Consider the following 25,054-nt stretch of genomic DNA (forward strand, 5'->3'; position numbering starts at 1 on the left):
ACACAATTGATAATTGTGTTGTTTCTTGCACCTTTTCAGATGTACGATACATACCATGAGAGTTGTGATACTTTTTGTATTAATTCTATGCTGATCGGAGGGAGGGGTTCATGTTTATAGAAGACTATAGAGCTGGTGCGTACGAAACACAGACTGGGTTTAAATCCTTCATTCCGAGTCCAATAAATAGCTCATGGGAGTGGCGAAATACCAGAATCAACACATTATTGGAAAAAGCCAATATGGAACTGGGGAGTCTCAATGCATATGCTGAATTGATACCGAATATTGATATCTACATTCGCATGCATATTCATGTAGAAGCAAACAAATCCAGCAAAATCGAAGGGACTAAAACAACGATTGAAGAAGATATGCTTCCTCTCATGGAAGTAGATCCTGAAAAACGCGATGATGTACAGGAAGTACAGAATTATATTGCTGCTTTGCAGTATGGGGTGGAACGAATAACAAAAGATGGGTTTCCCGTTAGTTCACGATTGATCCGTGAAATTCATCGATGTCTTATGAATGGTGTTCGTGGTGAATTCAAGACGCCGGGCGAGTTTAGATTGAGCCAGAATTGGATTGGGGGATCCATGCCGTCCAAGGCGTCATATGTACCTCCTGCACATATACATATACCTCAATTGATGTCTGATTTGGAGCAATTCATCCATAATGACTCAATTGATGTGCCAATGTTGGTCAAAGCGGCATTGGTTCATTATCAATTTGAAAGCATTCATCCCTTTTTGGATGGTAATGGCCGTACTGGGAGAATTCTTATTCCGTTGATGCTTTTACATGAAGGCCTGCTTAAAAAACCATGCTTCTATATATCTGAATATTTTGATTTGCATCGTACCGAGTACTATGATGCACTCAATCGTGTTCGCACACATAATGATTTACTTGGTTGGTTGCTTTTCTTTTTGGAAGCTTCCGTCTCAACAGCTGAGGAAGCTCGGAAGAAATTCAGCAATGCTGTTGCTTTCGTAGGAGAGACTTCCAGGATTGCAAGACAACTATCTGGAAAGACCGATAATCTCATGCGGGTTCTTGATGTTTTTTTCGAGAAACCTGTACAGACAGCGATTCAGCTTGCCAGTACGCTTGAGTTGAGTACCCAGACTGTAAACCGAGCTTTGAATCAGCTCATTCAGGAAAATCTCATTGAGGAGAAGACTGGAAACGCAAGGAATCGTGTATTTGTATGTAAGGGATATCTTGATATCTTCCAGGCGTAGGAGAGCCATATTGGCGCTCCATAATTCCATAATCCGTACATTTTGGAATTATAAAGTTTCTTAATTCCATAATCTCGAGATTTTGGAATTATGGAATCCCATACATCCATAATCTCAGGACTATGGAACTATAGCCAATACACACAAGTACTTTGAGCTAAAGCTAGGTAGTATTACTCTAAGCTAAGATTGTAGAACATGGACAGCATACGCTTGCAAGAGCACGAGGGACCTCGAGTATTCGAAGTCCCTCGTCCATTGGTTTACGCTTCTGTATACGCCCTTCCATAGAAGGAGTCGAGGTACAGTTGCTTGATCTCGCTGATCAGGGGGTAGCGGGGATTGGTACCTGTGCATTGGTCGTCGAATGCCTTGACGGCAAGTTCGTCGACCACTGCAAGGAAATCCTCTTCCTTGACGCCCCACTCCTTGATGGAGGAGGGGATGTCCAGCTCCTTCTTCAGCTTCTCGATGCCTGCTACCAGGGCCTCTACCCTCATCGCCTGCGTGTCGCTTAGGTTGGTTTGGATATACGGCGTGTTCTGCTGGTCGTTGACAGCCATGGCGATGTAATCGGCCGCCCTGGCGTACCTGCTCACCGCCGAGGGGTACTCGTACTGCGGGAAGGCCGCCTGCTTGGTCGGGTTGTCGGTGGCGTTGTAGCGGATGACGTTGCACAAGAGCAGGGCGTTGGCCATGCCATGTGGTACATGGAACTGTGCTCCCAGCTTGTGGGCCATGGAGTGGCAGACTCCCAGAAAGGCGTTGGAGAATGCCATGCCTGCGATGGTCGAGGCGTTGTGCACCTTCTCCCTGGCCTTCTTGTCATCACCGTTGCGATAGGCCTGCGGCAGGTACTTGAAGATCATGCGTGCAGCCTCAAGGCTCAGTCCGTTGGTGTAGTCGGTCGACATGCTGGAGGCAAGGGCCTCCAGGGCATGGGTCAGGACATCCAGACCGCAGCTTGCCGTCAGGCCCTTGGGCTGGCCCATGGCCAGTTCACTGTCGACGATGGCCATGCTCGGGGTGAGGGCATAGTCGGCGATGGCCCACTTCATACCGGTTTTTTCATCGGTGATGATGGCAAACGGAGTGACCTCGCTGCCGGTTCCGCTGGTGGTGGGGATGCAGATAAGCTCTGCCTTCTTTCCCATGTCGGGGAAGGCGTAGATGCGTTTCTGGATATCCATGAACCTGAGGGCGAGGCCTTCGAACTTCACCTCCGGATGCTCATAGAGCAGCCACATGATCTTTGCTGCATCCATCGGGGATCCTCCGCCCAGGCCGATGAGCACATCGGGCTTGAAGGCGTTGATGAGCTTCATCCCCTCGGTGATCGTTGCCAGGGTCGGGTCGGGTTTGACTTGGTGGAAGGTCTCGGTCTCGATGCCCAGGCTGTCCAAGGTATCGGTGATTTTCTCGACCATCCCGCTGGAGAAGAGGAAGGAGTCGGTGATGATGAAAGCGCGCTTCTTGCCCTTCAGTTCGCCCAGTGCAATGGGCAGCGAGCCGTACTTGAAGTAGATTTTGGGAGGCAGTTTGAACCAGAGCATGTTTTCTCTCCTTGCAGCTTCGGTCTTGATGTTCAACAGGTGCTTGGGCCCTACGTTCTCGCTGATGGAGTTGTTGCCCCAGCTGCCGCAGCCCAAGGTCAAGGAAGGTTCAAGGCGGAAGTTGTAGATATCGCCGATTGCACCTTGGCTGGCGGGCATGTTCACCAAGATTCTGCTGGTCTTAACGGTCTTACTGAAGGTTTCCACTTTTTCGGTCTCTGTCTCGTCGATGTACAGGACACTGGTATGGCCGAAGCCCCCCAGGGCGACCAGCTTGGCCGCCTTGTTGGTTCCGTCACCGAAGTTGTCGCATGTGTACATCGCCAATACCGGGCTGAGTTTTTCGTGGGCGAACGGTTCGGCCTCCTCGATCGATTCGACCTCTCCGATAAGGACCTTTGTGGATGCAGGTACCGAAAACCCCGCAAGTTCAGCGACTTTTGCGGCACTTTGGCCGACTATGGCCGGATTTACGGTCTTGCGCTTGGGGTCGATGATCACCTTGCGAAGCAGGTCGGCCTGTTCGGTGCAAAGAAAATAAGCCCCGCGGTTTTGGAACTCTTCCTTCATTGCATCATAGATGTCCTTATGGCAGATCACAGCCTGCTCGGAAGCGCAGACAACCCCGTTGTCGAAGGTCTTGGACATGAGAATGGAACTTACCGCCATCTTGATGTCGGCGCTCTTGTCCACCAGGGCCGGGGTGTTGCCGGGTCCGACTCCGATGGCCGGAATGCCGGAAGAGTAGGCGCTTTTCACCATGGAAGGACCTCCGGTTGCAAGAATGAGGTTTACCAGGGGATTGCGCATCAAGTAATCGGTTTTCTGGATGGAAGGTTCGTCGATCCAGGCGATGATGTCCTCGGGGGCTCCAGCCTTCACAGCCGCCTCGAGGATGATGCGGGCTGCAAGGCAGGTGCACTCCTTGGCTCTGGGATGGGGGCTGAAGATGATGGCATTGCGGGTCTTCAGGCTTATGAGACTCTTGAAGATGGCGGTGCTGGTCGGGTTGGTGGTGGGTATGATGCCGCAGATGACTCCCTTGGGCTCGGCGATTTTCTTGATGCCGAAGCCTGCATCGGTCTCGATTACCCCGCAGGTTTTCTCGTCCTTGTACTTATGGAAGATGTACTCGGCTGCAAAGTGGTTCTTGATGACCTTGTCCTCGACAATGCCCATGCCGGTCTCTCTGACGGCCATGGCTGCGAGCTTGATGCGCTCGTCGTTTGCTGCTATGGCAGCTGCCCTGAATATGGTGTCAACCTGCTCTTGGGTATAGGTTGAGAATTTGATTTGCGCTCGTTTAACCCGTTCAATAAGGGCCTGCAGCTGCTCCTGTCCTGCAAAGAGCTCTGTGACTTGTGTTTCTGCCATGGTGCACTCCTTAGATGGTCTTGATGGTTTAAATGTATAAAAATATATCTATTAGGGTCAAGAGTATTTAAAACATTCATGGAAGAAAAATAGAAAAAGAAATGCACTCAATTGCTTATGAATGCATTTAAAAGTAGTGTAATTGGAAATTGCTGTTTAATAATATTCTAAAAGTAAAAATAAAAGTGATTTATGTAATATTATAAGAAGAATTTGCTACTTAATGACAATACCGACACAAGCACGGCTCCTGCAATGAAGAGGCCTGTGTTGATTCCTCTCTTTTGCTTGCCCGGTATGTTTGGCGCTGTCTCTGCACGTGCAACCCGTAAAAGCGTCTGGTCCACGCGCTCGGTCAAGCTTCCCTTGGTCGAGCGGAAGGATGTGGAGAGAAGACCGAAGTAGGAGAGAGTGAGTAAAAGGATTGCTCCGCCTTTTCCCTTGAGCTTGGGGTTGCTGGCCACCAGGCACTGGCTGGCTGCAAGCAGGCTCATCAGGCGCAGGGCTTTGCCCAGGGCGAGGATGAGCGAGCCTTCTGTGAAGGCTGCCGAACCAAGGGAGAGGAGTACCTTTCCGTTGGGTTCGAACAAGCTGAGTAGAATCAGCGAAAGAAGGAGCATCAGAGGGGGCAGCAGGCGCAGCCTCCTGCCGCTTATGATCTGCAGGAAGTACATAAGGGCGGTAACCAATGCCAAGACCAGCAAGCCTTCGGCTGTGATGATGGCAATGATGCAGAGCAGGCTTGCAAAGGCAACCGCGGGATAGTGTTTTGCTTCCTCGGTAAGGGGAATGGAGAGTTCAAGTGTCTCTTCAACGAATGCTTTGGGCAGGGTTCCTTTCTGCAGGTAGAGTTCTGCAAGAAGTCCGAGGACAAGGCTTGAAACCACGCCGAGGGTGAGCATGAGCGGGGCTGCGATCCAGATGGAAGGGCCGTATGCGACCAGAGAGGCGACCTGAAGCTGGGCGAGGTTGCTGACAAAAGCTCCGGCTATGCTGCAGCCGATCAGCGATACCTTCCCTCCAAGCGCTGTTTTCAGTGCTTTCATGGCCAAGCCGCTGGATACGGTGCCTGCAAGGGAGATGAAGAAGAGGTAGGAGAACAGCGTGCCTGAGACCATTCCTTGTCCGATGGCCTTGAGCAGCAGCACGATGCTGTAGGCCTTCAGGCTGAAGGTGTTAAGAATGAGGAGAAGCGGAAGGTTTGCAAGTCCGAGCCTGAGGAAAGGAAGGGGCTTGGGGATGAGGTACTCCAGGGTGGAGAGCAGCAGTGTGACTGCAGCGACAAAGGCGATTTTCCGTTCAGTTCGTGACATCGTCCACCTCCATGTCTCCTTCACTCTCTCCGACGATGGTCAGCAGGATTTGGTTGGGCAGGCAGGCGATCCAGCTTCTTGCACTGAAGATGGGCCGTTGTTGGGTGCAGCTTTTGGTGGGACAGGCTGAATCGTGGATGTGGGCTCTGCCGTCCTCGATGATGATGTGCGTATCGCCAAGCGGTCCTTGTACGTGGATCTCCCTGTCGGTTGCAAGTGCGTAGCGGTAGGTGCCGTCGTGCGTCTGTACCTGCAGATAGCCGCTGCCGGAACTGAGGGTATTGCCGCTGATCCATAGGATGGCGGCAATCGCAAGGCCGAGTATGACTATATCGGTGAGCAGCGTGACAGGCGGACGTTTCATGGCATGCAGTGTAACGCGGAGGGGTGGGGGCTTTCAATATGAACGTGAACCCAGTATTTCTTCATTCTCATGAGTGACCGGTGAAGTATGTGGATTGTCGGAGTTTAATTTGACAGTTGGTTCACACTATGCGTATTATGATTAGGCATTGTGAAGATATTGTGTAGTAATGTGTTGACTGACCACAAACGCTTGTCAAGCGAACGAAGGTATGGTGATGTGATTTATGAAAGTGATTTATGTTGTTGATGGCAATCTTGAGGATCGGGAAGGGATCAAGCAGTACCTTGAATTGTCCGGTTATGAGGTGCAGGCGTACGAGGACCTGCACGGGGTGCAGATGGCTATTTCACGCCAGGCTCCCGACTTGTTGTTGTTGGAGGTTCAGTTGCCCGATGGCGATGGCTTTAACTTTTTAAAGAAGTTGAAGCAGTCATACTCCTTTCCGGTGATTTTTGTGACGGGACGGGTGGCTGAGAGCGACAGGATTCTGGGCTTCGAATTGGGTTCGGACGACTATGTCTGCAAGCCGTTCAGTTCGAAGGAGCTTGTGCTCAGGGTGCATGCCCTGTTTCGAAGGATCGATGTCAGCGTCTCTGCGTTCCGCAGTGGTTCGACCTGGACGCTTGGCAATTCGGTTCTGCAGCTTGATGAGGTGTCGCACATGTTCAGTGTCGATGGAAGGCAGGTTCCCCTTACTGCTGCAGAGTGGAGGATTATGAGTTATTTGGTGAGCAACAGTGGAATTCTCATCACCCGGTCCCAGATTCTGGAGCACTGCTTCGACTATAGCTTCGAGTCGTACGATCGAATCGTCGATACCCATGTGAAGAACATGCGGGCGAAAATGGGGCCGCTTGGTTCGCAGTGGATCGAGACGGTGCGCGGGTATGGATACCGGTTCGCCGGCAAGAGTACTTCCGGCAAGCCGGGAAGTGAAGGTCAGGATTAAGCTATGGCAGACCAAAAACAAGAGATCAAAGAGCTTATTTATATCGTTGAGGATCACGAGGTGATACGTGAGGGGGTGCGCCAGTACCTGGAGCTCTCCGGCTATGCCGTTCGTGGGTTTGCCAATCTGAAGAGCGCCCGTGAGGCGTTTGCAGCCCAAGTCCCTTCCTTGTTGATTCAGGATGTGATGCTGCCCGACGGCGATGGCTTTGCGTTTGTGAAGCAGCTGAAGGAGAAAACCGATTGTCCGGTGATCTTCATGACAGCCCGCACCGAGGAGAGCGACCGCATCCTGGGTTTTGAGCTTGGCGCCGATGACTACATTTCCAAGCCATTCTCGCCCAAGGAGTTGGTGCTGAGAGTCCAGGCGGTGCTGCGAAGGTACCGAAACGGCAGCTACGAACCCAGTGACGGCCTGCTCTATGTAGGGGAACACTGGATGCGTTTCGATGAGCAGGATCACCGCTTGGAGGTGGATGACAATCTGGTCATTCTCACTGCAGCGGAGTGGAGGATTCTCTCCCATTTGATTCAGAATTCCCATCACTTGGTTTCGCGCTCCCAGATTCTGGAGGAGTGTTTTGATTATTCGGTTGAATCGTATGAGCGGGTGGTGGACACCCATATCAAGAACATCCGCTCCAAGCTCGGCGACGGGCCTTGGATCGAGACGGTGCGCGGCTATGGCTACCGCTTCATCGGTCATGAGAGAGAAAGAGCAGAGGTATGAGAAAGCAATTTGTACGACTATTCCTAAGTTTTGTGTTGGTGCTTGCCGTTGTGTTGGGCATCCAGGGGATCGTCGTGTTTGCAAGCCTGCAAAATCAACGTGCTTCCTGGACCGAGTCGGTGTTTCAGGAGTATTTGGATACCTTCACTGCCAATCTGAAGGCCGGGCTCTCCAGCACGCCTTCCTCGTTCTTCGCCATCGAGCAGTTGCTGCTTGTTTCAGCCGATGACCGCGTCAGCGGTTTGTATATCCGTAATCCCGATGGAACGGTAGCCGTTGCCTATGGGAATACCAGCAGCGGTAATTCGCTTCCCATCCCAAGGCCGAGACCCTCTGAGGGGCCGATGACGACGATGCACCACGATCTCCCAATGGCTGAGGAGGCGATAGGTGATCAGGGTTTCACCTCTTCTGAGATGCACAGTGATGTGTATGTGGTAAAGATTTTGCAATCGGGTTCGGTGACTTCGCTCATGGTGAGCAAGCAGAGTGAGCGGCAGAAGCAGACGGTTTTACTTCCGCCTCAGGTAAAGGCCAACGATATTGCAGGCAGTCTGGTGATCATGTACAACAATGAGGTGCTGGGGATGGTCGACGTGCTGACGTACACTCCCTTTACCTATAAGAATACGGGCAGGCTGTTCAAGGGCTTGCTCTACCCCTTCCTGTGGGCGATGCCGTTCGCCTTCATTATTGCTCTTTTGATGGCTGCCTCGGTATCCAGACGCAGCCAGCGCTATACCAGCGGTATCCAAGCAGCGCTTCAGCATCTCTCCAGCGGGGAGAACGGTGTCGAGCTTCCTTCCACCAAGATTGATGAGCAGAAGGTGATCAATGCTTCCATTCAACAGTTGGATGAGAACTTGTTACTCAACAAGGTGAGCAGGCAGGCATGGCTTAGAAGCATCAGTCATGATCTCAATACCCCGGTTGCCAGCATGAAGCTCTTGCTTGATGGGATGTCCGACGGGGTGTTCCCTGTTACTGAACAGATGCTTAGAAACCTGAAGAGGGAGAACGATACGCTCTCCGATCGTATTGCCTTGGTTTCCCTGTATGCAAATCTACAAAGTCCCGACACAAAAGCCACACAATCGGAGCTTGATGTCGCTTCGTTCATCCAACAGGTATTCGATGCGTTCTCCGACGAGCAGAAGGACCGCATCTATATTGATGCCGATGATGCCCGGCTGATAGCCGACCAGAAACTCCTTTCCTATGCTTGCAAGGCTCTTTTGTCAAATGCCTTGCAAGCAAGCGATGAGTCGGTGGGGTGGGCGATCGGGGAGAACTGCATGACCTTCACCAATACGGGACATTTGGCTGAGGGCATCGATTTCTTCGAGCCCTGGACGAAGGGCGACAGCAGCCGCGGGACTGCAGGAAGCGGTCTGGGACTTCCAATCGTCAAGCAGGTGATGCGCCTGCATCAGGGGACGGCAATCATAGAAGAGCGTGAGGGCAATGTGATTGTCAGCCTCAGATGGTGAGGCTCATGATAACTTTGCCGGAGAAATCAAGGATTGTGAAGGTTCGGTCTTCCAATATACAATAGGAAGCAGGATAGCCGCCCTTTGGTATGGCCACAGAACCTGGATTGATGAAGACCAATCCATCCTTTTCTTCTGCTACGGGAATATGGGTGTGTCCGCTTACGACAACAGTCCCTGAAGAGAGTGGTGGAAGCGGCTTATGCCCATGGTGTAGGTAGATCATTCTCCCTCCAAGCTGCTCAAGGTACATGATTGCGCTGTCAGCAAGTACGGGGAATTCCAGGACCATTTGGTCCACCTCGGCTTCACAATTACCTTTTACACAAATTAACGATTCTTTCAAACTATTTTGTAGCCTACTCGTTTCTTTTGGGTTATACTCATTGGGAAGGTCATTGCGAGGGCCATGATAGAGCAAGTCCCCTAGCAGTATAAGCTTGGAGGCTTTGGATGAGTGATAGACTTCCAAAAGCTTATGCATTGCGTATGCACTTCCATGGATGTCAGAGGCAAAAAGGTATATCATACTTATATGATACTAAAATCGGTTATGTACGGCAATGTTATTGACAAAGTAAAAGATATTGTCTTTGTAACCTTCTCACCAATCACACAAAGTGGGTTTGTGCACACAAATCACACACAATTGCCAAAATACCTCACACAACCTCAAATAAACACATACATCCATCACACTAATCCATCATTCCCACAAGACTTGTCCATTCTACTCACAAAGTGCATCAGCATACTGATGTTACAAATAAACTCTCACGCAAAAAATGGAGATTTACGTCATGAAGAAAAAGTTTGTATTGACTCTGGCGCTGGTTCTCATGGTTGCAGCTGCTGTAGTTGCTGCCCCTCTCGAAGTAAGCGGTGAATTCAAGACTGGTTACAAGTTTACATTTGCAAATGGCACTACCATTGCTAATGCTGATCTTGATGCAAAGCAGTCCAATCTTGCAAGCATTGCCTTTACTGGTGATTTTTGGAAAGTAACCTTGAGCACCCAGGCTCCTACCTTTGGTGGTGATGGCCCGAACGCTGCTACTGCTGCTATCTACCTTGACAAGGCTCTTGCTGCACAGGGTGTAGACATGGGAGACCTTACTGTAACCCTCGGTCTTGGTGATAAGGGTAACCTTTCTGCAAAGGACGTCTATTCTGATTCCAATGATGCAGTGAATGAACTGGCTATGCTTGGTGTCAAGAATACTGCTGATGTAACCGTCGGATATGGTTCGTTGGTAAGTGTCTATTTTGGTGCTTCCATCATGGATACCGTTAACAAGCCGATGGTGATTTCTGCAACTACTACCCCTGTTGAAGGCATCAAGGCTGGTTTTGGTTATACCAACTATGCAAAGATTGGTGATATCAAAGTTGCAGGTTCTGACGTAGGTGATAAGATTTCCTCTAAGGGTGGAATCACTGGATCTGTTCTCGTAGATGTAGCAAAGCTTGCTGATCTTGATTTTGGTTTGACTGTATCTGCTATCGATGTATACTACTTTGAGTATGATGCTATCACTGGTGTTGGCGATGTTGCCACCAACAAGGCTATCAACAATCTCTATGCAGAAGTCAAGGCTTCTTTCGGCGACGTAGCTGCATGGGCTGAGTATCAGAACCTCGACAAGACAAACAACTTGATTGCAAAAGTCAGCTATGCTGGTATCGAGAATGTTGGTCTTTCCGCAAAGCTTGCTCTATCTGACCTTACCGGCACCATCGGCACTGTTGTTACCCTCGCTGGTGACTACTCCATGGGCGGCGTGAAGTATGCTGTTTCTGCAGCTTATGACGTAAAGGCTGAAAGCCTGGCAATTACCCCGACCGTAGGAATCAAGTTCTAAGTTAATTAGTAAAAAGATTCTTTCAAGTGGCCCATCGTTGATGGGTCACTTTTTGTATCTACGTGGTATACTCATTTCCAAGGAGCAACCTATGACAACCAATGCCACAACTGTTTTAGACTACCTTGCTACCTTGACTGACGAACAACGCTCTATCATTGTCCCTGTTCGTTCCGTGATTCTCTCCCATCTCCCCTCAGGCTTTGTAGAAACCATCAATTGGGGCATGCTCAGCTATGAAGTCCCTCTAGAAATCTATCCAAACACGTACAACAAGAAGCCATTAAGCTATGTAGGCCTGGCAGTGCAAAAGCAGTACTACTCGCTTTATCTCATGCCTGCATACATGGATCAGAACGTGTATCAGACATTGATGGATGCCTTTGAGAAGGCAGGTAAGAAACTTTCAATGGGGAAGTCCTGCATCCGCTTCAAGAAGGTGGAAGATCTCCCTCTTGATTTGATCGGTTCCATTATTGCTTCTCATAGTGTCAAATCGTTTATTACAGCCTATGAAACAGCAAGGAAAGCTTGATCGAGAACTTGACCACAATATGTGTTAGTCGTATAGTTTCCTCAGTCTTTCTACTACATGGAGTTTGGATGTTACACTCAAATCTGGATTCGGTGATGCAACCCCGGTAACGGTGTTGTACAAGTTTCCCAGAAAAGAATCTTTCTGAAAGAACAATACCCAACACCCGTTCCGGGGCAATCCTACCAAACAGCGGTAGGCTGTTTTGCATATCTTAACCGGACGGATAACCATGAATACGAACACACAATGTATATCTTTTCTCGCTACATATGGATGGAATGACTCACATTCCAACTCATTTCTACCGTATCAGAATCAAGGCTATATTCCCTTACGGATCAATAAGGAAGGGCGAGGCCTCTTTTGGGGAACCGATGGAGAACGCCAACTGATACTCGAACGTTCAGGAACCTTTCAGAACATGCAGGACCTTGGATTGCAACCATCACCGGTAGTAGGGGATTGGTGTGCTGTCCAAGCCTATGCATCTGACAGGGGCCTCATAGAAGCCGTACTGCCCAGGCAGAGTGTCTTTCATAAGCCGGTAGTACATGAAGCGTACGGCATAGAAGGAGAATCTTTTGTTGTCGTTGCCAATGTCGATTACGGTGCGATAGTGATGGACGCAGTCCATGACTTCAATTTGCGTAGAATCGAGCGTTTCGTCTCGTTGCTCTATGCCGATGGCATACAGCCACTCTTGATCCTCACCAAGATTGATTTGCTCTCAGAACCAGAGGATTATCGCCTACGGGTCTTGGCTCGATTTGCCGACTTGCCGGTCTTCCTGGTCGATTCGATATCTGCACATGGCATTGAAGCTCTATCGTCGTATCTTCAACGTGGCACCACCCTCATGCTGCTGGGCCTCAGCGGAGCCGGAAAGTCCACATTGCTTAACTGTCTGAGCAACAGCATGGTGGCAAAAACCGGTGAGGTACGTGCCCAGGATGGAAGAGGCCGACATACCACAACCAGCCGACAGCTCTATGTGCTTCCCAACGGCACCATTCTCATCGATACTCCAGGCCTTCGGGCAGTAGGTATGAACAGCAGCTCTGGCGATGTTTCCGAGTCTTTCTCAGATATTCATGCACTCGCTCTTCAGTGCAAGTTCTCTGACTGTACCCATACAGGTGAGCCTGGATGTGCTGTACAGCAGGCACTGCTTGCAGGAGAGCTCGAGCAGGACAGGTTTCTAAATTTCTTGGAATTGCGGGGAGAAGCTTCGAGTTTTGAAGAAGTCTTGGCTAGACGGAAGCAGAAGGACAAGGCCTTGGGAAAGCTGTTGTACCACTATAGAAGAGGAATGAAGGAATATGACTGAGTCCGATGATTTTATCTGCATTCATTGCGGCATGCCTGTCTCCGGCTTGGCGTGGGGAACTAAGCACCGCAATCACTGTCCTCATTGCCTGCATAGCAGGCATGTGGACATGCGACCTGGAGACAGGGCATGTCTTTGCAAAGGGGAGATGCAGCCGATCGCATTGTGGCAGAAAGCCGATGGAGAACTCATGATCCTCCATCGCTGTAATACTTGTGGGATGATCAAGGCAAACAGGGCGGCAGGGGATGACGACCTGTCAGCCTTGGAGGCTCTGGTGCCGAAGGTTGTGGGGTGATTGTGAACCTTCATATTTCCTTCAAGTATGAAGATATGTGGAGTTATGTGAAATCCTATTGAATTGCTATTCAATATCATTGACCTCCTGCAGTTCTCTGCACATACTGGATATATACCCGACAAGGGTAGTAGGAGTTTATATGATGTTGATTATTACAGCCATTATCCTGTTCGCTGTGTACTACATTTTGAAAAACAGAAATTCTGTAGCGCCGGTAAAGCAGCTGACCAATTTGGAAATCCTGAAAAGACGATATGCAATAGGAGAAATCTCCAGAGAACAATACCTATTGATGCTTAAAGAATTTGAGTAGGAGGATACACAATGTTTCACACCATGTTTTGGAATACCGGAAGATTAGCCGGTCCTTGTTTCGGGTATGGTTGGTCAGGTGGCATGCCCTGGGTGATGGGCTTGGCATTGCTTGCACTGGTAGCCGCACTTGTCCTTTCCATCATCGCTATTGTCAGGACTTCAAAGGCCAAGAAGCAGAATGATACTTCCGAGGCCCTGAACATCATTGGACAACGGTATGCCAAGGGTGAGTTGACCAAGGAAGAGTATGAGGCGATGAAGAAAGACCTGCAGTAATGTATGTACTGTATTGGTGATATCCCGGTTGGAGGAGCCTTCGATCGGGATATCGCTGTATGGTCAGCCTTTTCGTCCAATAGTGTAGAGATGATAGAGTGGCCGTATTTCTATCGAGCAAAGTTACTTTTTGGGTCAGGTAGATACTATTGCTAGTCTGTATATGCCATGGAATAATTACCTATCCACGATTGCTGATAAGCAACCCGTTTGGGAAAGGTAGGTGACTGTATGGAATTCAGAAGACTTGCGGCTATGGTACTTGTGGCACTGGTTCTCCCGTTCTCCTTCACCTCTTGTCTCTTGCTTGAAGAAGCTTTGCTCACTCCATCCGAGGCAGAAACAACAATGGCAGTGAAGGATTCCGCTTCGATGGGTCCAAAGGTTGACTGGTTGCTTACAGCCGAAGGGTTGGATGCATCAGTTGGTCAGCGAGTTACCTTGAAATTCCCTCCCAATGGCCAAGTTTCAAGTGTGTGGGGTACTGGAATCTACACCAATGATTCAAGCATTGGCTCCGCTGCCGTTCATATGGGTTTGCTTACATTTGAGAAGGGAGGCGAGGTGACCATTGAAATCCGAAACGGGCAAGCCTCATATGAAGGATCGACTCGTAACGGAGTTTCAAGCAGTTCCTATGGTGAATGGGGTGGAAGTTTTGTGTTTATCAATCAAGATGGACAAGAGGTATTGATTGCTCCCGCACAGAGCACAGCTACTGCTGATCCCATCGCTTCCGCTCCATCAGCCAAGGAGCCTGCAAGCACAACCCCCGTGGTTTCAGATGCTGACTGGAACACTTCAGCAGAGCAATGGGAATTCAAGCCTGGTGTTCGTTACTCCGTGACCCTGCCTCCCGGTGGATCTGCGGGTTCTGTCTGGGGTACCGACATCTATACCAACGACTCAAGCATTGGAACTGCAGCGGTGCATGCCGGCCTGATCACCTTCAATGCAGGTGGACAGGTGACCATCGAACTGGTGGAAGGAAAGCCCTCGTATGAAGGGTCGACCAGAAACGGCGTCACCTCAAACTCGTATGGAGATTGGGGAGGGAGCTATCGGTTTGTAAAATAATCGAATGTAGCCTACGCTACCGGTGTATGGTAGCGTAGTTCCTTGATGGATTATCTAATTCTGACCGAGAGTCCCCAAGGTGAAAGTATCTCCACCAAGCGGGGCATCACCATTAAATATTCTTCAGATCGGTTGAAAAACACCTTGTGTAAATGTTTTACCGTTCAAAGGACCTGATCCTGAACAAGATATGCTCAACTTACTATTATCTAAAGTGAACGTAATCGTGATTGGCAGATTTAATCCTGATGCATCATCATCAGCCGGAGAAGAGTCGACGCGGTTATAATCATACATCCCTGTGATCATTCCGTCTGCATACGTTCCTCCGCCCCAACACCAATATGAATAGGTTCCCTCTTCCCAACCGATATCAGCCCCTGTGGCGTCAGTGAGGACATATGCGGTGATTTCTGTATACCCTCCTTGATCGGGGAAATTCCAATTCCCCTCAATATCGGTAACTGAAAACGATATACCTTCATCACACCCTACAACCAAAGCAAGTGATGCAATTATTGCAACAAGTACGATTAATCTCTTCATACCCTAATTCCTCACAAGACAATTCAAACGGCCACGCCCATGAGTAGCCTCCATGTCCTTGTTGCAAGAAATGGTTATTCAAGTTGGTTGGTTATGAAGATGGGTTTCCTTTGGAGGAACGATGGTGAGGATCTGAAAGCGTGTTACTCCGATTGCTGCCTGATTGCTTTCATTACCTTCCCTGTAAGAGAATTATATTGGTTGGCTTATGATGGATGGAAAGATGTAGTGCATAGTCGCCTCCAGACACATCCGTATATCTGTAGTATAGATTAAGGGGGCAGGAAAGCAAGAGGAGAGCCCCTTTCGGAGGCTCTCCATTCGCTTACATCCTGATTTCCTTTCTTTGGAACAGCACGTAGGCAAGTGAAAAGAGCAGGATTATGGTGGCCAGGAAGGCGGTCAGATGAGGCCAGATGAGCAGCATGCTCTGACCAAAGGGAAGAGCACTTCCCATTATGGCTCCCTGCAACTGGGAGAAGAGTACGATGCCCAGTGATCGGGTTGAAGGATTGAGGATTGCGAGGGCCGACTCTATGTACAGACGATAAGGTGAAACTCTTCCGAGTACTACTTCGAGCTTGGCTGTAGTAAAACTGTCTCCACCACCCAGGGCATAGGCGAGCAGCTGAGCTATCATGGGCCAGAAGATCATGAAGAAGAGCCACAGTGCTATTGCCAGTAGTGCTGACACAGCACTTTGACGGAACATGATTGAGGCAGCCATACCCACCATGTACCACAAGAGTGAATACAAGAGCGTTACCACATAGAAGGCCATGGCCCTGGCAATCTGTTCACCCGATGGCGGAACGCCCAAAAAGAACATCGCGCAGCCGATTACCAGCAACCATAATGCAAGAAGCATGACTGCCATGGCACTGACGGCACCAAAAGCCTTGCCGAAGAGCAGGACATCGCGATAGATTGGTTGTGAAAGAATTCTCCCAAGCGTCCTATTCTGGTACTCGCTGTTGATCGCATCAAACCCCAGTGCGATTCCGGTCAGTGGTACCAAGAATGAGATGAATGAGAGAAAGGAAGGAATCGGATCCTTGCCTATCGTAAACAGGTTCAGCAGCATGAAACTGTCTTCACCGACATATGTTCGTAGCGTCTGTGCAGCAACATACATGCTTGCCCCTGCTGTCAGGACAATGAGGAGCATCAGGACAATCATCCTGATGTTTCCCGCATAGTCCTGCATCTCCTTCAGCCAGACAACCTTCAAGCCGGTTAATGCTGAACCCTCACGTTTGTTCATTGCTTGCCTCCTTGAATGCCAACTGATAGATGTCGTTAAGGCTGTGCTGTTTCAACTCCAGAGAAGACAGATTGCATCCTGATCCTATCACTGCCTGGGCAAGGCTTGGGCGTATATCCTTCTCTGCTTTAATCAGATAGGTGTGTTCTCCTTCTCGTTCCACGCTCAGGACACCTTGCTGGGTTTTAAGGAGCGGGAGCAGGTCGGTTGACCCTTCAGCTTGCAAATTGATTAAAACATCACTGCCGAAGTGTTGCTTTCCAAGCTCGGCTACAGTACCGAAACTGATCAGCTTCCCGCGTGAGAAGAGGCCTACCCGGTCGCATACCGACTGTATTTCGTCCAGCTGGTGGCTTGAGAGCAGGAACGTCATGCCTTCACTCTCACGCAGGGAAGCGATCAGGGAGAGGAACTCAACAATACTCTGCGGGTCCAGCCCCTGCGTCGGCTCATCAAGAATGGCGATCTTGGGTTGTTTTACCAGGAGCTCAGCCAATCCAAGCCTGCGTTTCATCCCATGTGAAAAGGTGCGTACCTTGTCATTCATCCGGGATGAGAGCCGCATTTTGGCCAGGGATGCTGTGATTCTCTGCCTCCTCTGCTCGGCATCCAACCCGAGAAATCGTGCTGTATAGTCGAGGTTCTCGTATGCGGTCATATACTCATAGAACCCGATGGTATCGGGCATGTAACCTACCTGCTGCTTAACCGCAAGTGGCGTTCGGAAGGGGTCGTTGCCTAGTATGGACACACTTCCCTGTGTGCTCTCCAGCAGACCCAGGAGCATCAGAATGGTGGTTGTTTTCCCTGAGCCATTGGGTCCAAGCAATCCAAAGATTTCTCCTTCCCGTAAACTGAAAGAGATGTCATCTACTGCTCGAACGCCCTTGCGGTATTGTTTTGTCAGGTGGGAAACGCTTACTACGGTTTCGTTACCCATTGTTTTCCTCCTGTCATCGTCTTCCGAATTTCTTGACGGCAAAAACCAGCAGGACAGCAGCAAGAGCAATAATTACAATGGAGACGATTCCCCAGATTGAGGACGTCCTTACAGTAATCCTGAACTGTTCACTCACATTTCCGGCATTTTTTGAATTTGCTCTGAGGGTAAGGCTGTAGTCTCCATTGAGGGCCTCCGAGGAGGGCTTGAGTGTAGCCTTAACGGTAACGGTCTCGCCTGCTGGTAGTTCCTCAACTACAGCCGGATTATACGAGATGGTCCAGTTGGATGGAGTATAGCTGGAAAGCTCGATGTGCTGGGCATTGGCCGTTCCTGTGTTTTTCAGTTCAAGATCGAGGACTTTTTCTTTCCCGGCAACTGCACTGGAGCTTAGAATGCCTCCCACCCCGGAGAGTGTAAGAGTTGCTTGACCTTGTACTTCCAGCATCACCGGAAGGGATGCTTCGGCTCCCGAGGAACGAGCAGTGACGGTGATGGGGTAGGCCCCTTCCGAAACTCCGGCGGAGGGAGTAACTGTCACCTGAACAGAACGTGAGGAGCCGGCTCCCAGGGAGAGCGTGTTGATGGTCTTTGAGCCGTATTGTTCCTTGAAAGTGGCGTAGAAACCCTGGGGGACATCAGCATAGAGATCGATGAGGGTCTCATTTGCGCTGTTGTTCCTCAGTGTCACATTGAAGGTGAAATCGGACTTTGGATCGCCTTTGATCGTAGGAAGGTCTGTATCCAATGCAAGGCGTTGAGGCAACTGTCTGCCCATCGTGATGGTCAGTGGCAGGGAGTAGGAGTCTCCATTCTCACCGGTTGCGTGTACTGAAAAACTATACACCGCCTCCTGGTTCCCATCAGATGGAATAACCCACAGCTGTACAGTGGACGTACTATCCGGCTCGGTAAATACCGCATTCACCAACCCACCGCCTCCTACAAACTGATATTCCCAACCTTCAGGGAGACCTGTAAGGGAGAGATTGACTCGTTGGGGAGCCAGGCCATAGCTCTTGATTCTTAGGTCGAAGGTAATCATATCCGACGAGCTGACATTGAGCGACGGATAGTTGGTGGCTACTGACAATCCCTGATAGTCAGCGAACAGCGGCAACGCGGCCATAAGAAACACAACAAGTACAGATACCAAATGAATGTTCCGTTTCATGAAGCGTATTCCTCCAAGTAGTTTAAAAATCTACGAGGAGTAATAGGTTCAGAACAGAAAATCGTCAAGTTTCATGGTTCTTCATATTTCTTGACTGTTTCAAGTAGGTTTCAAGAACTTCACAGAACGTACAACTATGAGCTTCATAGTATGCATGGAAGCTTCACACGTTCTTCAAGAAATCATTTTCCCTTTACAATAGAAACAACTACTTCAAATAGCCTTGCTGGAAAGCTTCAAGGTTCTTGATGATTTTTCATATGAGAAACTTGCACCACCATTGGAGTTATGAAAATTCGGTAATAAATCTAAGCTGGACCGGATTATGGTGCCGCTGGGATTGGAATCAAAGAATAGGTCTTTCCATTAAGGAAACCTTCCCCAGTGAATGTAAATGTGAGGTTTGGTGCTGAGTACGAGAGATGAACGGAAATGGGAAGATCAGCTTCATCCCCATCATTGTATGTTCCATGAATTGTATCCTCATCATATGAAGTCACAGGGATGTAATACATCGATAATAGGGCAAGACGGACATCCAAATGGCTGAGATCAGTCTCTGTGTCGTTTGCGACCAGAGAAATATGTACTTCATCACTTGGGCCGTTGTACCATTCTCTTTCAAGACTAAGAACTTCCTCCATGGTAAGTGAAGGTGTATCCTCACACCCCACCAACACCATCAAAGCCACCATTATCAGCACCAGAATACCTTTCTTTGCCATAGTTGACTCCTTCTTATCTGAAGTTATGATTATGTACTCTCAGTATAGGTGATGTTTCTGGAAATACAAGATTGTGACTTGAGGTTATAGAACAAAACCCCTTGGGTTCCCAAGAGGTTTTGTTGAATAATGCTGATATGTTTGTTTCCTGTTACTTGAACCTATTGAGTCTCAATGCATTGAGCACCACACAGACACTGGACATCGACATGGCGAATGCCGCAAACATCGGACTGAGCTGAGGGCCTGAGAAGAGTGTCAGGATGCCGGTTGCCAGCGGAATGCCCAGAATATTGTAGAAGAACGCCCAGAAGAGGTTCTGGTGGATATTGCGCATCGTCGCCTTTGAAAGTTGAATCGCCTTATTCACATCCCCCAGGTTGTTGCGCACAAGTACGACATCGGCCGTCTCTCTGGCCACATCGGTTGCACTGCCGACAGCGATGCCGATATCGGCCTTTGCGAGCGCGGGGGCATCGTTGATCCCATCTCCGACCATTGCAACCTTACCCAGCCTGGCATACGAAGCTATCGCCTCTTCCTTCTGATTAGGCAACTGGCCCGCAAGGTAGGAGTCGACACCAGCTTCATTTGCAATCGCCTTGGCGGTACGCTCATTATCCCCGGTGAGCATGATGGTCTTCAAGCCGAGTGCCTTGAGTTCTGCAATCGCTTGTTTAGTCTCCTTGCGCAGCGTATCGGCGACAGCGATGATACCGATAAGCCTTTGGCCTTGTGCCACTAGAAGAGGAGTCTTGCCTTGGTCTGAAAGGTCGGCGATTGCTTGTTTGTCCTCTTCTCGTATAGTGATGGCATTGTCCTCCATCAGCTCGATATTGCCGATGCGTATTACCTCATTTTCAAGCTTGCCCTGAATGCCCCTGCCGACCAACGCCTCAAAATCCTGTACATCAGTCAGTTGGAGCTTCTCTTCCTTCGCTTTTGCAACTACGGCACGCGACAGTGGATGCTCACTTGCCTGCTCAATGCTTGCGGCAAGGCCAAGAACCGCTGTCGGGTCTTTTGCAAGAATATCGGTGACTTTAGGCTTGCCCTCGGTCAGGGTTCCCGTCTTGTCAAACATGACGGTTTGCACCTGCTTCAACTGCTCGATCGCCGCAGCATGACGGAACAGGATGCCCAGTCTTGCCCCCTTGCCCGAAGACACCATGATGGCGATCGGTGTGGCCAGGCCCAAGGAACACGGGCAGGCAATTACCAATACGCTCACCGCCCTGAGAATGGCTATATCGATGTTTGTTCCTGCAATCAGCCAAGCCAAGAGGGTAAGGACCGAAATACCCATGACAATCGGCACAAACACCCCTGAGATCTTGTCGGCAACCCTGGCAATGGGAGCCTTGGAACCCTGAGCCTGCTGTACAAGCGTAATGATGTTTGCAAGCGCAGTATCAGAGCCGACCTTGCTCGCACGGTATTGCAGTACGCCGGTGGTATTGAGCGTTGCAGCATAGACCTCGCTGCCAAGGCTCTTTTCCACCGGAAGACTCTCGCCGGTAAGCAGCGACTCATCGATTGCAGAGAAGCCGGAGAGCACAACACCATCGACAGGCAGCTTTTCCCCGGGCTTGACCATGACAATGTCTCCGACCTGCACCTGACTTGCATCGATGCTCACCTGCCGACCGTCACGCAGGACGGTAGCGATGGCCGGGGCAAGCTCCATGAGCTTACGGATGGCATCACCGGTCTTTCCCTTGCTGCGATGCTCAAGATAGCGACCAAGCATCACCAGCGTGAGGATTGTCCCCACACCTTCGAAGTACAGATGGTCATGGGCTGCCATATGGTTGCCCCTGAGTATCTCAAATATTCCCCAGAAGCTGTACAGAAAGCTTGCAGTCGTTCCAATGGCGACCAGACTGTCCATATTGGGTTCGCGCTTGACCAAGGTGCTGAAGCCCTTGGTGAAGAACGCGGAGCCCGCAATCATGGTACCGGCGGCGAATACCAATTGCAACAGAGCATTCGTCAGATGGGAAAGGGGGAGGGTGAGCCCGAGCATCGGGCCCATCGCCAACACCAAAAGGAACACCGTAAGGATGGAGGAGATGATGAGCCTATGGCCAAGGTTTGCCAAGTCACGGCGTTTCTCCTCTTCCTTGGTCTTCTGGTCGACCGTCTCTACGACCGAATACCCGATTCTCTGTACCGCCTTCTTGATCACATCCAAATCCAGATGGGACTCATCAAAGGCAATCGTAGCTGTTTCTGTGGCGAGGTTGACCTGTGCCTTGTCCACTCCCTCCAGCTTGTTGAGCGTACGCTCGACAGCCGAGGAGCAGGAAGCACATGTCATGCCGCCGATACCTACCTGTATTTCTTTCACGCTTTCACCTCGAATCCTATGTCGGCGATCAGGCGCTTGGCCTCATCGACAGTCGCTTCATGCGTGTGCTTGATCACAACCTTGCCGCTCTTTGCATCGGCCTTTGCGCCCTTGATATCCTCGATCTGACTCAGTGCATTGACCATTCTTGTCTCGCAACCGTTGCAATGCATCCCTTCAGTCATAATAGTAGTTTTCATGGTAAAGCTTCTCCTTATCCCTTTTTGAAGGGAAAAATTTTCATATATCCTCTAGACAGAGCCAATTTTTTCAGCTACTATCGCTCATGTACTCGACAGCGGGCGGTTAACTCAGCGGGAGAGTGCCACGTTGACATCGTGGAAGTCGCCAGTTCAATCCTGGCATCGCCCATCGGCAAGCAACCAATTCGGTTGCTTGTTTTTTATTGCCTGCGGAAGCTGGACATGACATCCATCAATTCCTTGATCTTCCCATCCCGTTCCTGATCATCATTGCTTCTCATTGCATCGACAACACAGGTGTTGAGATGGTTCTCCATAACCAAGTCCTCGACCTTCTTCAAGGCGGAGATTACCGCAGACAGTTGCAGAAGGATGTCGACACAATACCGGTCCTGCTGCACCATATTCCGAATTCCCTTCACCTGACCCTCGATCCTGGCAAGCCTGGGATCGATTTTTTGTTTGGTTTCAACTCTCATGTATTGAATATATACCCCCGTAGGGTATTAGTCAATACGAGTAAATGAGGCAATTAATTACTGTCTATGTAGCTCAATTGCATAGTATCACATTCCCTGAGTGACCATACCCATTGGGGGTATTAAAGTAATAACTCTTGTTTGCTTTGCAGTTGCCGCTTCTGTATACTATATGCATACGTCGGAGGACTCATGAAACGCCTGCTCATTCTGCTCGTTCTTTCTCTCTTGCTGGCAACCGGTTGTACCACCGTTGCCGTTCAAACCAATCAAACACCTTTTGAAGTGTTGACTAGCTCGACAGTGAACCGTGAGGGCGTGAGTGTTCCCATCCATGCCGACTACATCCTTTTGTATTATGCAGCCGACTGGTGCCCGTACTGCATCGAGTATGCCGACCAGCTCAAGCAAACCTACACCCAACTCAAGCGCCTGTACGGATCTTCGATGGAGCTTGTGTTTGTAGGCCATGTCAACGACCAGTCCAACGACGACCTGCTCTCTTTTCTCGACCAGGGATCCTATCCGTTTGCCTATCTGCCCTATGAAAAGCGGGCTCAGAGCGGGGTGATGGAGTTGCTGGGAGAGCACCGCTTTTATATACCGGGTTTTTTGCTGCTTGATGGACAGGGTAACATCCTTGCTTCCTCAAACGGCGAAACAAAGGACGACTATGTCAGAGACCGTCCGATTTATCACCTGCAAAGCCTTTTGATACAGGACTGCGCTTCGTGTCAGAAGTAACAACGGCTTTTCTCCATGAGAATTCCCGGCAATAGTTTGGAAACCCAACGGCTTGGGTGTTTGCCGATGCCTCCATGCTGACTATACTGTCACGTGTCAGGGGGCAGGAATGCAATCCATAGAAGAACATGTCCACCACCTTTATTGGGATCTTGACATCAATTGCGCCCGTACCACGCTGATGTACTTGGCTCAGTATTTCAAGATTCCTCTCAATGACCAAACCTTGCAAGCCGCCATCGGCATGCATGGCGGGGGAGGGTTTGGAGCCCAATGTGGTTTGGTGGAGGGCTCTCTTATGTTTCTGGCAATCTACTGTGCCAGCATGGGACTGTCGGATGCATTAATCAGCAAGCTGTGTTTTTCGTATGCCCAGGCGTTTATCTCTACGTTCTCATCGCTTGAGTGCAGCGTTCTAAGACCCGGTGGGTTTCAAAGAAGTGATCCTCCCCACCTTTGTGAAGGTCTGACGGTACGAGCAATTGCATTCACCCGTGACTTTATTGAGGATTTTTCCCATGCAACAAAGCCTGTTGACTGAACGAACCCATCTCTTCTGTCCCTGCATCAAGGTAGCGGTTCTCGTGGACATCGAGGGACCGGTCGACCTTGCAATGCTGGATGCAGCGATAGGGCAGGCCGTAGCCGCCAACGAGATTGTGTGCTCCACCATCGGCCTCAATCTGGATGGCAAGGCCTGCTACCGACCAACAGGAAAACCGCTCTATTCACTGAGTCTGTCGGCTGAGCCTTGGGAAGTCTTGGTTGCCTCGGCACATCGCAGGCCAAGCAATCTGGAAGAAGGGCCCTTGCTGGAGTGCTTTGCACAGCAGTTGGACGCGGCTTTGCAGCTTGTGCTGGTTGCTCACCATTTGGCGGGTGATGGGCTTTCCATGGCGTTTCTGATGCAGGACATCATGCGCTCTCTTGCCGGAGAACCGGTGGTATTCAAACCGCTGAAACTTCTTTGTCCGTCCACAATCGGCGATTCGCGTTCCCTGAATCCTGTGATGCGTTTCGTGCTGGAAAGACAGAACAGCTCTTGGCGCAAGACAGGAAAAGCTTTCACGTATTCCGATTACAACCGAATGGTGCAAGCCTACTGGGAGAACCGTCGGATATTCATTGCACATCGTCGAATGGAAGGTGAATCCTTTGCCAAGTTGCTTCAATTCGCAAAAAAAGGAAACATCACCCTCAACAGTGTTCTCTGTACCGCTATGTTCAAGGTGAAAGGCGGGAAAGTGAAGCTGGGGCTGGCTGTCAGCGTCCGCCCTGAAGGAGAGCAGGCGATGGGCAATTTTGCCTCCGGCATCTCGGTTCAGTATCGGTACAATAGCTCCAAGGACTTAGCCCTGAATGCCCAAGCGGTCCAGAAGCGTATCCGGAGAAAGACTCAAAGCAATGACGCCAGGCTCTTTCTGTTGCGGTTTCTCCAAGCCATCGATCCAACTCTCATCGATGCAGCCTATTTTGCCGCCTACGATGGGTATGATCACCCCATTGCACGACGAATGCAGGCAATGTTTGGGTATGAGGGAAGTCCCTTCCAAATCGGGATTTCAAATGTGCTGAGGCTTCCCATCCAAGAACTCTATGGTGACTATCGGCTTGCGAGATTCTGTTTCATACCGCCTCTGGTTCCCAACAATGCGTCCATTATGGGAGCCGCAACACTTGGCTCTGCCATGGAACTTTCCCTTATCGGCTCGAGTGAAGACACTCAAGCAGTACTCGATCGCATGGTGCAGGAACTCAAGAATCTCGTGAAATAGGATCTAGCTTATTTTTAAAAATAGGAATTGTTCCCAATTGTATTCCATTATTAATACATAACCACTTTATGTATCAGAATATAAGGCTGTCATAGACTTGAGTGTTCAATCTTTGTTAGGTATTCTCTTTATA

The 25,054-nt window shown here is 49.8% G+C and carries 25 protein-coding genes and 1 tRNA gene; 14 read left to right on the plus strand and 12 right to left on the minus strand.

The window, feature by feature from the left end; genetic code table 11:
* The first annotated feature begins 110 nt into the window (after positions 1 to 110).
* Positions 111 to 1,250 carry a Fic family protein gene (locus MUG09_RS05485; protein ID WP_244774271.1) on the plus strand — a complete coding sequence of 380 codons (1,140 nt, stop codon included), beginning with the start codon at positions 111 to 113 and terminating at the stop codon, positions 1,248 to 1,250.
* Positions 1,251 to 1,513: 263 nt separating this feature from the next.
* On the opposite strand, the gene adhE is transcribed toward MUG09_RS05485, so the two are convergent.
* The 3 genes from adhE to MUG09_RS05500 form a co-directional block, all read right to left on the minus strand.
* The gene (gene adhE, locus MUG09_RS05490; RefSeq protein ID WP_244774274.1) at positions 1,514 to 4,177 is read right to left on the minus strand and encodes a bifunctional acetaldehyde-CoA/alcohol dehydrogenase; all 2,664 of its coding nucleotides are present in this window, start codon (positions 4,175 to 4,177) and stop codon (positions 1,514 to 1,516) included.
* 200 nt (positions 4,178 to 4,377) lie between these two features.
* Positions 4,378 to 5,490, minus strand: coding sequence for a Gx transporter family protein (locus MUG09_RS05495; protein ID WP_244774276.1), 1,113 nt, complete (start codon positions 5,488 to 5,490; stop codon positions 4,378 to 4,380).
* Positions 5,477 to 5,854, minus strand: a complete 378-nt coding sequence (locus tag MUG09_RS05500) for a NusG domain II-containing protein (RefSeq protein WP_244774278.1) — start codon at positions 5,852 to 5,854, stop codon at positions 5,477 to 5,479. The genes MUG09_RS05495 and MUG09_RS05500 overlap by 14 nt, the downstream gene beginning before the upstream one ends.
* A gap of 226 nt (positions 5,855 to 6,080) precedes the next feature.
* Here MUG09_RS05500 and MUG09_RS05505 point away from each other — a divergent pair, with 226 nt between their 5' ends.
* Genes MUG09_RS05505 through MUG09_RS05515 form a run of 3 tightly spaced genes read left to right on the plus strand, consistent with a single transcriptional unit; the run spans position 6,081 to position 9,025 of the window.
* On the plus strand, positions 6,081 to 6,806 hold the full coding sequence (locus MUG09_RS05505) for a response regulator transcription factor (protein ID WP_244774281.1): 726 nt from the start codon (positions 6,081 to 6,083) through the stop codon (positions 6,804 to 6,806).
* A 3-nt stretch (positions 6,807 to 6,809) separates the two neighbouring features.
* Positions 6,810 to 7,535: a response regulator transcription factor gene (locus MUG09_RS05510; RefSeq protein WP_244774283.1), complete on the plus strand. Its 726-nt coding sequence runs from the start codon at positions 6,810 to 6,812 to the stop codon at positions 7,533 to 7,535.
* Positions 7,532 to 9,025, plus strand: coding sequence for a sensor histidine kinase (locus tag MUG09_RS05515; protein ID WP_244774285.1), 1,494 nt, complete (start codon positions 7,532 to 7,534; stop codon positions 9,023 to 9,025). Before MUG09_RS05510 ends, MUG09_RS05515 begins: the two co-directional genes overlap by 4 nt.
* Here MUG09_RS05515 and yfcE read toward each other — a convergent pair.
* Positions 9,015 to 9,554 (minus strand): phosphodiesterase, encoded by a 540-nt coding sequence (gene yfcE / locus MUG09_RS05520; RefSeq protein ID WP_280529386.1) that lies wholly within the window; start codon positions 9,552 to 9,554, stop codon positions 9,015 to 9,017. The two genes, MUG09_RS05515 and yfcE, sit on opposite strands and share 11 nt — an antisense overlap.
* A gap of 271 nt (positions 9,555 to 9,825) precedes the next feature.
* On the opposite strand from yfcE, the gene MUG09_RS05525 reads away from it, so the two are divergent.
* The 6 genes from MUG09_RS05525 (at position 9,826) to MUG09_RS05550 (ending at position 14,721) form a co-directional block, all read left to right on the plus strand.
* A complete protein-coding gene (locus tag MUG09_RS05525) occupies positions 9,826 to 10,887 on the plus strand; it encodes a hypothetical protein (RefSeq protein WP_244774288.1) in 1,062 nt (353 codons plus the stop codon).
* 91 nt (positions 10,888 to 10,978) lie between these two features.
* Positions 10,979 to 11,422 carry an iron chaperone gene (locus MUG09_RS05530; RefSeq protein ID WP_244774290.1) on the plus strand — a complete coding sequence of 148 codons (444 nt, stop codon included), beginning with the start codon at positions 10,979 to 10,981 and terminating at the stop codon, positions 11,420 to 11,422.
* Positions 11,423 to 11,846: 424 nt separating this feature from the next.
* Positions 11,847 to 12,752: a ribosome small subunit-dependent GTPase A gene (rsgA, locus tag MUG09_RS05535; RefSeq protein ID WP_244774302.1), complete on the plus strand. Its 906-nt coding sequence runs from the start codon at positions 11,847 to 11,849 to the stop codon at positions 12,750 to 12,752.
* Positions 12,745 to 13,050, plus strand: a complete 306-nt coding sequence (locus MUG09_RS05540) for an RNHCP domain-containing protein (protein ID WP_244774304.1) — start codon at positions 12,745 to 12,747, stop codon at positions 13,048 to 13,050. The genes rsgA and MUG09_RS05540 overlap by 8 nt, the downstream gene beginning before the upstream one ends.
* 327 nt (positions 13,051 to 13,377) lie before the next feature.
* Positions 13,378 to 13,644 carry an SHOCT domain-containing protein gene (locus tag MUG09_RS05545; RefSeq protein ID WP_244774306.1) on the plus strand — a complete coding sequence of 89 codons (267 nt, stop codon included), beginning with the start codon at positions 13,378 to 13,380 and terminating at the stop codon, positions 13,642 to 13,644.
* Between the two features lie 231 nt (positions 13,645 to 13,875).
* Complete coding sequence (locus MUG09_RS05550) at positions 13,876 to 14,721, plus strand: LCCL domain-containing protein (RefSeq protein ID WP_244774308.1); 846 nt, start codon at positions 13,876 to 13,878, stop codon at positions 14,719 to 14,721.
* 123 nt (positions 14,722 to 14,844) lie between these two features.
* Here MUG09_RS05550 and MUG09_RS05555 read toward each other — a convergent pair whose 3' ends face one another.
* The 7 genes from MUG09_RS05555 to MUG09_RS05585 all read right to left on the minus strand — a co-directional run bounded on the left by MUG09_RS05555 (position 14,845) and on the right by MUG09_RS05585 (position 21,920).
* Positions 14,845 to 15,267 (minus strand): hypothetical protein, encoded by a 423-nt coding sequence (locus tag MUG09_RS05555; protein ID WP_244774310.1) that lies wholly within the window; start codon positions 15,265 to 15,267, stop codon positions 14,845 to 14,847.
* A 325-nt stretch (positions 15,268 to 15,592) separates the two neighbouring features.
* On the minus strand, positions 15,593 to 16,531 hold the full coding sequence (locus MUG09_RS05560; RefSeq protein ID WP_244774311.1) for an ABC transporter permease: 939 nt from the start codon (positions 16,529 to 16,531) through the stop codon (positions 15,593 to 15,595).
* Positions 16,518 to 17,471: an ABC transporter ATP-binding protein gene (locus MUG09_RS05565; protein WP_244774312.1), complete on the minus strand. Its 954-nt coding sequence runs from the start codon at positions 17,469 to 17,471 to the stop codon at positions 16,518 to 16,520. The genes MUG09_RS05560 and MUG09_RS05565 overlap by 14 nt, the downstream gene beginning before the upstream one ends.
* A 13-nt stretch (positions 17,472 to 17,484) precedes the next feature.
* The gene (locus tag MUG09_RS05570; RefSeq protein ID WP_244774313.1) at positions 17,485 to 18,645 is read right to left on the minus strand and encodes a COG1470 family protein; all 1,161 of its coding nucleotides are present in this window, start codon (positions 18,643 to 18,645) and stop codon (positions 17,485 to 17,487) included.
* A 323-nt stretch (positions 18,646 to 18,968) separates the two neighbouring features.
* A complete protein-coding gene (locus tag MUG09_RS05575) occupies positions 18,969 to 19,370 on the minus strand; it encodes a hypothetical protein (protein ID WP_244774314.1) in 402 nt (133 codons plus the stop codon).
* A gap of 151 nt (positions 19,371 to 19,521) precedes the next feature.
* Positions 19,522 to 21,720, minus strand: coding sequence for a heavy metal translocating P-type ATPase (locus MUG09_RS05580; RefSeq protein ID WP_244774315.1), 2,199 nt, complete (start codon positions 21,718 to 21,720; stop codon positions 19,522 to 19,524).
* The gene (locus tag MUG09_RS05585) at positions 21,717 to 21,920 is read right to left on the minus strand and encodes a heavy-metal-associated domain-containing protein (RefSeq protein ID WP_244774316.1); all 204 of its coding nucleotides are present in this window, start codon (positions 21,918 to 21,920) and stop codon (positions 21,717 to 21,719) included. Before MUG09_RS05585 ends, MUG09_RS05580 begins: the two co-directional genes overlap by 4 nt.
* A 100-nt stretch (positions 21,921 to 22,020) precedes the next feature.
* On the opposite strand from MUG09_RS05585, the gene MUG09_RS05590 reads away from it, so the two are divergent.
* A tRNA-Val gene (locus MUG09_RS05590) sits at positions 22,021 to 22,092 on the plus strand.
* Between the two features lie 31 nt (positions 22,093 to 22,123).
* Here MUG09_RS05590 and MUG09_RS05595 read toward each other — a convergent pair.
* The gene (locus tag MUG09_RS05595) at positions 22,124 to 22,402 is read right to left on the minus strand and encodes a metal-sensitive transcriptional regulator (RefSeq protein ID WP_244774317.1); all 279 of its coding nucleotides are present in this window, start codon (positions 22,400 to 22,402) and stop codon (positions 22,124 to 22,126) included.
* Positions 22,403 to 22,594: 192 nt separating this feature from the next.
* Between MUG09_RS05595 and MUG09_RS05600 the strand changes: the two genes are divergently transcribed.
* The 3 genes from MUG09_RS05600 to MUG09_RS05610 all read left to right on the plus strand — a co-directional run bounded on the left by MUG09_RS05600 (position 22,595) and on the right by MUG09_RS05610 (position 24,921).
* Positions 22,595 to 23,146: a peroxiredoxin family protein gene (locus MUG09_RS05600; RefSeq protein WP_244774319.1), complete on the plus strand. Its 552-nt coding sequence runs from the start codon at positions 22,595 to 22,597 to the stop codon at positions 23,144 to 23,146.
* Between the two features lie 109 nt (positions 23,147 to 23,255).
* The gene (locus tag MUG09_RS05605) at positions 23,256 to 23,687 is read left to right on the plus strand and encodes a C-GCAxxG-C-C family (seleno)protein (RefSeq protein WP_244774322.1); all 432 of its coding nucleotides are present in this window, start codon (positions 23,256 to 23,258) and stop codon (positions 23,685 to 23,687) included.
* Positions 23,665 to 24,921: a hypothetical protein gene (locus tag MUG09_RS05610; protein ID WP_244774324.1), complete on the plus strand. Its 1,257-nt coding sequence runs from the start codon at positions 23,665 to 23,667 to the stop codon at positions 24,919 to 24,921. The genes MUG09_RS05605 and MUG09_RS05610 overlap by 23 nt, the downstream gene beginning before the upstream one ends.
* Positions 24,922 to 25,054 lie beyond the last annotated feature (133 nt).

This window comes from Sphaerochaeta associata, from assembly GCF_022869165.1.
GTDB lineage: Bacteria > Spirochaetota > Spirochaetia > Sphaerochaetales > Sphaerochaetaceae > Sphaerochaeta > Sphaerochaeta associata.

Excerpts from the sequence above, each read along its gene's own strand:
- MUG09_RS05565 (WP_244774312.1), bottom strand. The coding sequence starts at position 17,471 with ATGGGTAACGAAACCGTAGTAAGCGTTTCCCACCTGACAAAACAATAC.
- MUG09_RS05570 (WP_244774313.1), bottom strand. The coding sequence starts at position 18,645 with ATGAAACGGAACATTCATTTGGTATCTGTACTTGTTGTGTTTCTTATG.
- MUG09_RS05545 (WP_244774306.1), top strand. The coding sequence starts at position 13,378 with ATGTTTCACACCATGTTTTGGAATACCGGAAGATTAGCCGGTCCTTGT.
- MUG09_RS05605 (WP_244774322.1), top strand. The coding sequence starts at position 23,256 with ATGCAATCCATAGAAGAACATGTCCACCACCTTTATTGGGATCTTGAC.
- MUG09_RS05485 (WP_244774271.1), top strand. The coding sequence starts at position 111 with ATGTTTATAGAAGACTATAGAGCTGGTGCGTACGAAACACAGACTGGG.
- MUG09_RS05510 (WP_244774283.1), top strand. The coding sequence starts at position 6,810 with ATGGCAGACCAAAAACAAGAGATCAAAGAGCTTATTTATATCGTTGAG.
- MUG09_RS05585 (WP_244774316.1), bottom strand. The coding sequence starts at position 21,920 with ATGAAAACTACTATTATGACTGAAGGGATGCATTGCAACGGTTGCGAG.
- MUG09_RS05560 (WP_244774311.1), bottom strand. The coding sequence starts at position 16,531 with ATGAACAAACGTGAGGGTTCAGCATTAACCGGCTTGAAGGTTGTCTGG.
- MUG09_RS05530 (WP_244774290.1), top strand. The coding sequence starts at position 10,979 with ATGACAACCAATGCCACAACTGTTTTAGACTACCTTGCTACCTTGACT.
- MUG09_RS05600 (WP_244774319.1), top strand. The coding sequence starts at position 22,595 with ATGAAACGCCTGCTCATTCTGCTCGTTCTTTCTCTCTTGCTGGCAACC.
- adhE (WP_244774274.1), bottom strand. The coding sequence starts at position 4,177 with ATGGCAGAAACACAAGTCACAGAGCTCTTTGCAGGACAGGAGCAGCTG.
- MUG09_RS05550 (WP_244774308.1), top strand. The coding sequence starts at position 13,876 with ATGGAATTCAGAAGACTTGCGGCTATGGTACTTGTGGCACTGGTTCTC.
- MUG09_RS05540 (WP_244774304.1), top strand. The coding sequence starts at position 12,745 with ATGACTGAGTCCGATGATTTTATCTGCATTCATTGCGGCATGCCTGTC.
- MUG09_RS05515 (WP_244774285.1), top strand. The coding sequence starts at position 7,532 with ATGAGAAAGCAATTTGTACGACTATTCCTAAGTTTTGTGTTGGTGCTT.
- MUG09_RS05595 (WP_244774317.1), bottom strand. The coding sequence starts at position 22,402 with ATGAGAGTTGAAACCAAACAAAAAATCGATCCCAGGCTTGCCAGGATC.
- MUG09_RS05500 (WP_244774278.1), bottom strand. The coding sequence starts at position 5,854 with ATGAAACGTCCGCCTGTCACGCTGCTCACCGATATAGTCATACTCGGC.
- rsgA (WP_244774302.1), top strand. The coding sequence starts at position 11,847 with ATGCAGGACCTTGGATTGCAACCATCACCGGTAGTAGGGGATTGGTGT.
- MUG09_RS05555 (WP_244774310.1), bottom strand. The coding sequence starts at position 15,267 with ATGAAGAGATTAATCGTACTTGTTGCAATAATTGCATCACTTGCTTTG.
- MUG09_RS05505 (WP_244774281.1), top strand. The coding sequence starts at position 6,081 with ATGAAAGTGATTTATGTTGTTGATGGCAATCTTGAGGATCGGGAAGGG.
- MUG09_RS05575 (WP_244774314.1), bottom strand. The coding sequence starts at position 19,370 with ATGGCAAAGAAAGGTATTCTGGTGCTGATAATGGTGGCTTTGATGGTG.
- MUG09_RS05525 (WP_244774288.1), top strand. The coding sequence starts at position 9,826 with ATGAAGAAAAAGTTTGTATTGACTCTGGCGCTGGTTCTCATGGTTGCA.
- MUG09_RS05610 (WP_244774324.1), top strand. The coding sequence starts at position 23,665 with ATGCAACAAAGCCTGTTGACTGAACGAACCCATCTCTTCTGTCCCTGC.
- yfcE (WP_280529386.1), bottom strand. The coding sequence starts at position 9,554 with ATGATATACCTTTTTGCCTCTGACATCCATGGAAGTGCATACGCAATG.
- MUG09_RS05495 (WP_244774276.1), bottom strand. The coding sequence starts at position 5,490 with ATGTCACGAACTGAACGGAAAATCGCCTTTGTCGCTGCAGTCACACTG.